We start from the raw sequence: 2907 nt of genomic DNA on the forward strand, positions 1-2907 counted from the left end.
TGAATATTTCGTTTAAATAGAACCACTTTCTCGGACAAAATGAGCACTTATCACGGAAAGATAGAACCACTTTAACGGTAGGGGAACCAGTATTTTTAAACATAAACACATCTACAGTGTGGATAATGCCTCCACACTGTAGACGTAATTGATCGTTATACAAACTTAGTATTTAAAGAATAACTCGATAAAACTTCGATGCTTTTCATAAGCTTGATAATCATCGAAGTTTTCATAAATATCACTATGGAGTTCAGCATAGGGAATCGTCTGTCCTTCAGGGGTTAATTCATTTACTTCTTTTCTAAGTTCAATAATCATTTCTTCCAATTTTTTTGAGTAAATGAGTAGATCAACGATGAGCTGTGCATGATCCATCTCATCGCCTAATTTAATTGTATCATCGTCATACATAGGCTCCTTCATAAACTCAACGACCTCCTTTTGGCGTGTTTATATCCAATTAGATTAGCTATCTATTTGTTTATCCCATGACGCTCTCGCATGGATACTTGTCCGTCTACAAAAATAGTGTAAGAATCATGAACGATTCGATCCATTATGGCATCTGCAATGGTGGATTCACCAATACGCTCATACCATCCTTCTGGTGCAAACTGGGAACAGAAAATAGTCGAAGCTGTTTGATGTCTGCTTTCAACAATTTCTAATAAGTCCCTCTCTTGCGTGTTTTCTAGAGGAGATAATAACCATTCATCTAGAATAAGCAAATCTACTTTTTTATATTGTTTAATTGTTTTTTGAAAGATACCTTGACCACGAGCTACGGCTAGTTCTTCTAGCAAGTCTGGTAATCTAACATATTTCACCTTATAGAATTTCCGACAAGCAGAAATTCCTAGAGCACTAGCTAAATAAGATTTGCCATTTCCAGATGCCCCTAATATCATGACGTTATGGTTGTCTTGAATATACTGGCCCTCCGCAAGACGAAGAATTAATGTCTTATCTAGCTTTCTGTCAGGAAGATACTCAATGTCTTCCACACAAGCGTTACGATAGCGAAAATTCGCACTCTTCACTAATCGATCTAATTTATTGTTTTTTCTTTTGGAATATTCAATGTCTACCAATAAACTAAAGCGGTCGTCAAAGGACAATTCCTGATAATCGGCATTGGATAATTGATTGAGGTAGGTTTCAGCCATAGCAGTTAACCTCATATCATTTAATTTCATGATTGTATTTTCATTAGTCATTTCGTTTTCCTCCAAAATAATCCGCACCTCTTGTGAAACTAAACGAGCCAGATTGTTTATTCACTGATTTTGTCGTTGTGCTACTTTTATCTGTTCCTTGTTTTAAAATGGTTTTAATACTATTTAATTTAGGGGAGGGTGAATAAAGCAATGCCTGCCGACACGCTTCTTCCAATCGCTCCAAAGAAAAACGATCGGCAAGCTTAATAACCCCCATACACATTTTTTGAGCCTGTCGCTCTGCTTTATAAGCCGTAAAAATGGCATCTATTACGGTTCTTGTATGTTCTCCGACCTTATCTGCCCAATCGAAAATATGATCTTTATCCCATTCCATATACATTCGATGGTTTTCTGGCATATGTTCAGGAATAGTAGAAAACCCTTCCTTCGTCCCTGTTAATCTCATGTGAGAAGCAATTCGAATATGATTAAAGAATAGTTCCAGAACCTTGGAAGTGATCCGAATTTCCACTTCGTGTTTGACATATTCGTAAGGAACAGAGTAATGCATTTTATCTACAACTATGTGATAATCAAGGGGTACGATAGCTGTTTTCCAGGTAGCTAATTCGTACGGCTTAAATGGTATCGGTAGTAGGGCAAACTTTTCTTCTTCACGAAAAGCTGTCTGCCTACTACCTGTTTTTTTCTGGAATGGCTTTTGATTAAACTCCTCTAATTTGATTTGAATCGCTTCGTTTAATTCTCTAAGAGAGAAAAACGTTTGGTTCCTCAAAGCAGCAATAATCCAAGTAGAAACAATGCCAACATTTCCTTCCACACTAGGCTTGTCCTTAGGACGACGAACTCTGGCGGGAACTACTGCAGCACCATAATATTCAGCCATTTCGTAATAGGATCGATTTATTTTTGGATCCCAATAATTAGATTTATCCACTCCTGTTTTTAAATTATCCGGTACAATGATATTTGCCACACCTTCATAAAAGTGAAACGCATGAATGTGTGCGGTTATCCAGTTTTCTAGATTCTGCGATAGGAAAGCTTCTACATAGGTGTATTGGCTACAAGGAAGCGTAGCGACAAATATATAAGCTGGTAGTTTATCTCCTGTAATATTGTCCTTCAGAAAAGCTGTTTGACCAGCCCAGTCGACTTCCATTAATTCGCCTGGTTTTCGTTTAATTCTTAGCGTAGCTTTTGTCGTATTCGCATATTTCCGGTAATGAAAGCAGAATTGCGTATACATATATGGCGTTTCCCCAGTTTGATAACACGTTCTACAATACTCCTCCCACAAGAGAGTCAAGGTCACTCCTTTCTTCGCAAGCTCTTTATGGATGTATTCATAATCAGGCATGCGATGGTTTTGAACGTTAGACCTTTCAGGAAATAGATAGCCCTGTAAGTCACCATCTGTCACATCCTCTGATAGAGGCCAAGAAATAACACATTCTGTAGCACGTTCTAAGACAGAAGTGATGGTATTCCTGGAACATCCACAACTAGCTGCAATACTTCTTTTACTCATTCCCTGACTGTGCAGCCTCAAAATTTCACGATACTTAACCAAAAAAATTACCCCCTATAATGATAGATACACTGAATAATCAGTGCATCTATATTATAGAGGGTGGTTCTCCTCCCGAGAAGCTGGTTCTATTCGTCCGAGACAATGGTTCAAAATGTCCGAGAAGTTGGTTCTATTCGAGTGAAATATTCA

The 2907-nt window shown here is 37.9% G+C and carries 3 protein-coding genes; all 3 read right to left on the reverse strand.

What is annotated here, in order from left to right; translation table 11 throughout:
- Positions 1–165: 165 nt before the first annotated feature.
- The 3 genes from NON16_RS24825 to istA are packed head-to-tail and all read right to left on the reverse strand — an operon-like array spanning position 166 to position 2757.
- Positions 166–426, reverse strand: coding sequence for a hypothetical protein (locus NON16_RS24825; protein ID WP_257352265.1), 261 nt, complete (start codon positions 424–426; stop codon positions 166–168).
- A gap of 50 nt (positions 427–476) precedes the next feature.
- Complete coding sequence (gene istB / locus NON16_RS24830; protein WP_257352268.1) at positions 477–1220, reverse strand: IS21-like element helper ATPase IstB; 744 nt, start codon at positions 1218–1220, stop codon at positions 477–479.
- Positions 1213–2757: an IS21 family transposase gene (gene istA, locus NON16_RS24835; RefSeq protein ID WP_257352270.1), complete on the reverse strand. Its 1545-nt coding sequence runs from the start codon at positions 2755–2757 to the stop codon at positions 1213–1215. Before istA ends, istB begins: the two co-directional genes overlap by 8 nt.
- Positions 2758–2907: the final 150 nt, after the last annotated feature.

The sequence above is a fragment of the Pseudalkalibacillus decolorationis genome (assembly GCF_024609785.1).
Lineage (GTDB): Bacteria > Bacillota > Bacilli > Bacillales > Fictibacillaceae > Pseudalkalibacillus > Pseudalkalibacillus decolorationis.

Bases quoted from the DNA above. Each gene is read 5' to 3' on its own strand.
- NON16_RS24825 (WP_257352265.1), bottom strand. From the start codon at position 426: ATGAAGGAGCCTATGTATGACGATGATACAATTAAATTAGGCGATGAG.
- istB (WP_257352268.1), bottom strand. From the start codon at position 1,220: ATGACTAATGAAAATACAATCATGAAATTAAATGATATGAGGTTAACT.